Genomic DNA, 5,654 nt, shown 5'->3' with positions numbered 1-5,654 from the left:
GGTATGCGGGCAAGTACGGCTCCGATCCCAATGCGCTTTTCATGGGCGACAGCAACCTGGTCGGCGCAGTGGCTTTGCAAAAACCAGCCGTGGACCTGACCCGGCTCCGCCCGGTGGCCCGCCTGACCAGCGACTACCTGGTGGTGGTGGTCGCCGGCAACTCGCCCATCAAGACCGTCAACGAACTGGCAGAGCGCCTGCGCACCAGCCCCAGGCTGACGCCCATGGCGATTGGGTCCGTCGGAGGAGCGGACCACGTGTTCGCCGGCCTGCTGGCCAAGTCGGCCGGTAGCCGCCCTGAAGACCCGGTGTACCTGCCCTTTGCCCGCAATTTTGAATTGGTGGATGCGGTATTGACCGGCAAGGCGGTGGCCGGCGTTTCCGGATACGGCACTTTCAGCGCAGAACTGGCGAGCGGCAAACTGCGCGCCGTGGGTGTGTCATCCAAGAAGACCAGCTACGGTGTGCGGTCCGTGCGGGAGCAGGGGCTGGACCYGGACATGGCGAACTGGCGGGCCGTCTTCACCGGCCAGGGCGTCACGCCCGCGCGCCAGTCGGAGATGGTTGAAGGCATCAAGGCGTCGCTGGCCTATGAGCTGTGGAAAAAAACGCTCAAGGAAAGTTATTGGGAGCAGTCCTGGCTGTCCGGGGCTGACCTCACCAACTTTATCGACTTTGATACCAAGACCACGCAGCTGATGATGCAGCTGCTCAAGCTCAAGGCTTGATAGCCACCGCAAGGGATATGGCTTATTGGTTGGCGCCCAGGGCCCGCGCGCGCTGGCGTGTGCTGGCCAATTCCGCGGTGTCWGCACCGGCTACCGGCCAGCCTGAAAGATGCTGCTGCGCCAGCTCGGCAAGCCCCGCAAGCCATTCATGGCTGTCGTTCAGGCAGGGGATGTAGCTGAACTCCTTGCCGCCCGCATGCAGGAAAGCCTCGCGGGCTTCCATGTTGATTTCCTCCAGCGTTTCGAGGCAGTCGCCGGTAAAACCGGGGCAAATCACATCGACCCGCCCGACACCTGCCTTTGCCAGGGCCACCAGTGTGGGCTCGGTGTACGGCTCAAGCCATTTGGCCTTGCCAAAGCGCGACTGGAAGGTGACCTTGTACTGCGTGGGCTGTAACCCCAGCTGGGTGGCCAGCAGCCGGGCGGTTTTATGGCATTCACAGTGATACGGGTCGCCCAGCTTCAACGTGCGCTCGGGCACCCCGTGAAAGCTCATGACCAGCTGCTCGCCGCGGCCGGCGGTGCGCCAGTGTTCGCGCACGCGTGCCGCCAGCGCGCTGATATAGCCGGGATGATCGTGGTAGTGGTTGACAAAGCGGAACTCGGGGATGCGGCGGATGCGCGCCGCCCAGGCGTAGACCGCATCAAAAACGCTGGCCGTGGTGGTGCCGCTGTATTGCGGATAGGCCGGCAGGATGAGAACGCGCGTGACGCCGTCAGCCTTGAGCTGGTCAAGCTGCGAGGCGATGGATGGATGGCCGTAACGCATGGCGTAACGCACCTCGACGGGCAGTCCGCGCACTGCCAGGTAACCGCGCAGCATGACGGCCTGCTTTTGCGTCCACACCCGCAGCGGCGAGCCTTCTTTCATCCAGATGCTGGCGTATTTGGCTGCGGACTTTTTGGGCCGCACGCGCAGGATGATTCCGTGCAGGATTAGCCACCAGAGCACTCTGGGGATTTCAACCACGCGCGGGTCGCTTAAAAACTCCGCGAGGTAGCGGCGCAATGCCGGTGCCGTCGCTTCATCGGGCGTACCCAGGTTGCAGAGCAGGACGGCCGTGCCGCAGGCCGTGGGCGTGGCCGGCGCTGCACCGTGCGTGAAGGGGGGCTCGGGGTTGAACGGCGTGATGATTTGCGAGCGAAAAGACATGGGTTATTCTCGCCTATCCCATTGACGCTGCCTATGCTTGACCTGTCCACCATAAAAGCCATCACACTTGACCTCGATGACACCCTGTGGCCCATCTGGCCTGCCATTGAAAGGGCCGAGAAAGCACTGGACGACTGGCTCAGCCAGCATGCACCGATGACCGCGGCGCTGTTTTCCAATCCGGCGGCGCGCCATGAGATCCGGGAGCACGTCACACGCTCGCGCCCGGAGCTCAAATACAACCTGAGTGCGATACGCCGGGAGGCGATACGGGTGGCGCTGTACCGCTCCGGCGAAGACCCGTTGCTGGCGGAAGCCGCGTTCAACGTCTTCTTTGAAGAGCGCAACCGGGTCACCTTGTTTGAAGACGCGGTGCTGGCGCTGGAATTCCTGTCCGGGCGTTACCCGCTGGTGGCGGTTTCCAACGGCAACGCGGACGTCGAACGAATCGGTATAGGCCGGTATTTCAGGGCGGCCATCAGCGCCCAGCAGTTCGGTGTGGGCAAGCCCGACCCGCGCATTTTTCATGCGGCAGCTGGGGCCGTGGAGGTACTACCCCAAGAAGTATTGCATGTGGGTGACGACGCCACGCTGGACGTGCTGGGCGCGCTTAATTGCGGCATGCAGACGGTGTGGGTGAATCGCTCCGACCAGATGTGGGCGCACCCCGCGGTGCCGCACGAAACGGTGACCACGCTGACCGAGCTGTGCGATTTGTTCCCGCGGTGAACGGCTGACTTTCAGGAGGCGCTTGGGATGACACTCAAAATCTACGGCACAGCGGCTTCGCGTGCCGCGCGGCCCCTGTGGGCGGCGCAGGAGATGGGCTTGGCCTATGAGCACATTGCGCTGCCTTACGTGGGCGGTGCCACGCGCACACCGGAATTTCTCGCCATCAACCCAAACGGCCGCATCCCGGTGGTGGATGACGATGGGGTGCTGGTCTGGGAGTCCATGGCGTGTGTGCTTTACCTGGCCGAGCGGTTCAAAACCACTGATGCGCCGGGCCTTGCGGCGCAGAACCCCGCGGAGCAGGCCGACATCCTGCGCTGGAGTTTCTGGGTGGTGACCGAATGCGAAAAAGACGCCCTGGCATTCCTGATGCACCGCATCATGATGCCGGCCGAGCGCCGCAAGCTCCAACTGGCCGATGACGCCGAGCGGCATTTGCTGGGCCCGCTGCGGGTGCTGGACCAGCACCTGCAATCGCGCAGCTGGCTGGCCGGTGACCGCTTTACCGCGGCCGATGTCTGCGTGGCGTCCGTCCTGGCGTGGATTCAGGGCGCTGCCGGCCTGATGGCGCAATGCCCGGCAGTGGACGAGTGGCTCAAGCGCTGTCTTGCGCGTCCGGCGTACCGCGCTGTGCGCTTGATGGCGAAAAGTGCCTGAAACCCTTGATGGCCGTGCGCAAGAAGCTATTTAATTGATAGCAATATGCGGCAAGATGACAGCCATGATCTCAAGGCACAGACGTGCTGTGGCAGATCAATGCAGGCGCTGCGCTGCTTCSAGCCCCGAGCGCACGGCGCCCTCCAGCGTRGCYGGATAGGGCCCGGCGATGTAGTCGCCRCAGGCRTAAAGRCCKGGTGCYACRTCGRCGGCCGGRCGCWGCARGCCYGGCGTGCAGGCAAAAGTCGCGCGCTTTTCCACGATGGTTTGCACYACCTGCAASGTGTCCAGGCCCAACTGCTTTGCCGCCTGCGCCTGCACCTGCGCAGCCAGTGTCGCGGCATCGCCCGTGCTGGCGCTGATCACAAAAGCCAGCAGGCCGGCGGGCCCACCCAGTTGCCCACGGTCGAACACAAATTGCGCGGKTGCGGTTGCATCGGCGGGCAGGGCCAGCATGGGCTGCCCAAGGCGCACGCCTGCCGCCCAGGCGTAGACCGTGGTCAGTGCTTCGTGCTGAAGGCCTTTAACCTGCGCCAGCCACTCACCGGGCTGCAGGCCGCTGCCCTCCACCAGCCGCGCCGCTTCATGGGGTGGGCAGGCCAGCACCGTGCAGTCGAAGGCCGCGCTGATATCGGTGCTGACCACCCAGCTGGAACCTAAAGGCGCAATGGACTGCACGCGGGCGCCCAGCCGCACGGTGCTGCCCTGGGCCGCCAGCCAGCGCAGGGCTGCGTCGGGTAGCAGGGTGCTGAGGTCGGTGCGCGGCAACAAAAGGTTGGAGCCGCCGCTTTCCGAAAACAGCGAGTCATGCATCACGCGCAGGAAAACCTGGCCGCTGGCTCGTTCTGCGGGTGTGTTCAGCGCCGAGACGCAGAGGGGCTCGATCAATGAGGCCATGGCACCCGGTGACAGGCCGCGGCACAGGTCGGCCACCGACACACCGGGATCACACTTGAATTTCGCGAGCTGCCAGCCGGCGGCGACCTTGAGCATCGAGAGCTTGTCGGCCCAGGACCAGCCGCGCGCCAGGACGATGCCTGCCAGCGCATCGAGGGGGGCGGGCAGTTGCGGAAGCTTCAGGCCGCTGCCGTCCGGAAACCGCAGCGTCAGCGGCAGCCGCAGCAAGGAAGCTTCTGCGTCGACACCCAGGTCCTTCATCAGGCGCAGCGTTTCTGCATAAGCACCAATGAGGATGTGCTGGCCGTTGTCGAGCACGGCCGGCTTGCCTGCCACCGTGCCGCCAACGCGGCGCGCACGTCCGCCGGCGACACGCGTAGTTTCAAACAGCGTGGTCTGGTAGCCCAGCCGCGTGGCCTCCACAGCCGCAGCGCAGCCTGCCCAACCGGCACCGATCACGGCAACTCTCATGATCCGCACATGCGCTGCGCAATCGCCACAGGGACATGCCAGCAGGAGCCGCGGAACCGGCTTTGCCGGGCCGCAGGCGCAGCGGCCCCTGTCGTGATGAAAGGGGCAGGGAGAAGCCGCAGGCTACACGTAGTGAGCGACCGTGGGGGCTTCACTTCCAGCGTGGAAGCCATCAGACCACCTTGCCGAAGGCCTGGGTCTTCCACGCGAGCCAGAATTTGCGCAGCGGTGTGAGGCTGACGCGCTGGTGCAGCACCTGGTAGCCGTCGGCGGCGATTTCGCGCAGCAGGGTGCGGTAGATGCTGGCCATCATGAGGCCGGGCTTTTGGGCGCGGCGGTCGGCTTCGGGCAGCATGGCCAGCGCTTCATCGTAAAGCGCGAGTGCACGCTCGGTCTGGAATTTCATCAGCGCGCTAAAGCGGTCGGAGTACTGTCGCTTGAGGATTTCATGCGCCTTCACATCAAACTGCTGCAGCTCATTGACGGGCAGGTAGATGCGGCCGCGCATCGCGTCTTCGCCGACGTCGCGGATGATGTTGGTGAGCTGGAACGCCAGGCCGAGCTTGTGCGCGTAGGCGGTGGTGGCCTCCTGGGTCTGGCCGAAGATGCGTGCCGCCACTTCGCCCACGATGCCCGCGACGAGATGGCAGTACTGCCGCAGGCCGGGGAAGTCCAGGTAGCGGTTTTGCTCCAGGTCCATCTGGCAGCCATCAATGACGGCTTGCAGGTGGCGCGCTTCAATGCGATAAGTTGAAGCCAGCGGCATCAGCGCTTTCATCACCGGATGCGTCGGGTTGCCGGCATAGGCATTCAGCACCTCGCCGTGCCACCAGGCGAGCTTGGTGYGCGCCACACCGGGGTCGGTGACTTCGTCAACCACGTCATCGATCTCACGGCAAAAGGCGTAGAACGCGGTGATGGCGGCGCGCCGTTCCTTGGGCAAGAACAGGAAGGCGTAATAGAAACTGCTGCCGGATGCGGCGGCTTTTTGCTGGACATATTGCTCAGGCGTCATG

6 protein-coding genes are annotated in these 5,654 nt (G+C 64.4%); 3 read left to right on the top strand and 3 right to left on the bottom strand.

Going from position 1 to position 5,654, the window contains the following annotated elements:
* Positions 1-728: Bug family tripartite tricarboxylate transporter substrate binding protein (locus AC1D0Z_RS15105; RefSeq protein ID WP_477659043.1), on the top strand; the 728-nt coding region annotated here is incomplete at its 5' end.
* A 22-nt stretch (positions 729-750) separates the two neighbouring features.
* Here the strand turns inward: AC1D0Z_RS15105 and hemH are convergent.
* Positions 751-1,881: a ferrochelatase gene (gene hemH, locus AC1D0Z_RS15100; RefSeq protein ID WP_477659042.1), complete on the bottom strand. Its 1,131-nt coding sequence runs from the start codon at positions 1,879-1,881 to the stop codon at positions 751-753.
* A 33-nt stretch (positions 1,882-1,914) separates the two neighbouring features.
* Between hemH and AC1D0Z_RS15095 the strand changes: the two genes are divergently transcribed.
* Entirely contained in the window at positions 1,915-2,610 is a 696-nt protein-coding gene (locus AC1D0Z_RS15095; RefSeq protein ID WP_477659041.1) for an HAD family hydrolase, read from the top strand.
* 27 nt (positions 2,611-2,637) lie between these two features.
* The gene (locus AC1D0Z_RS15090) at positions 2,638-3,270 is read left to right on the top strand and encodes a glutathione S-transferase family protein (protein ID WP_477659040.1); all 633 of its coding nucleotides are present in this window, start codon (positions 2,638-2,640) and stop codon (positions 3,268-3,270) included.
* A gap of 96 nt (positions 3,271-3,366) precedes the next feature.
* Here the strand turns inward: AC1D0Z_RS15090 and hpnE are convergent, their stop codons facing one another.
* Together hpnE and hpnD are read right to left on the bottom strand one after the other, a co-directional pair.
* On the bottom strand, positions 3,367-4,638 hold the full coding sequence (gene hpnE / locus AC1D0Z_RS15085; protein ID WP_477659039.1) for a hydroxysqualene dehydroxylase HpnE: 1,272 nt from the start codon (positions 4,636-4,638) through the stop codon (positions 3,367-3,369).
* 172 nt (positions 4,639-4,810) lie between these two features.
* A complete protein-coding gene (gene hpnD, locus AC1D0Z_RS15080; protein WP_477659038.1) occupies positions 4,811-5,653 on the bottom strand; it encodes a presqualene diphosphate synthase HpnD in 843 nt (280 codons plus the stop codon).
* Position 5,654: the final 1 nt, after the last annotated feature.

This window comes from Polaromonas sp. P1_E3 (assembly GCF_056405935.1).
Note: the sequence above shows the minus strand (reverse complement) of the source record. Positions and strands in the feature narration are given on the sequence as shown.

What these genes read in the sequence shown, in the direction of transcription:
- AC1D0Z_RS15090 (WP_477659040.1), top strand. Translation starts at nt 2,638, where the DNA reads ATGACACTCAAAATCTACGGCACAGCGGCTTCGCGTGCCGCGCGGCCC.
- AC1D0Z_RS15095 (WP_477659041.1), top strand. Translation starts at nt 1,915, where the DNA reads ATGCTTGACCTGTCCACCATAAAAGCCATCACACTTGACCTCGATGAC.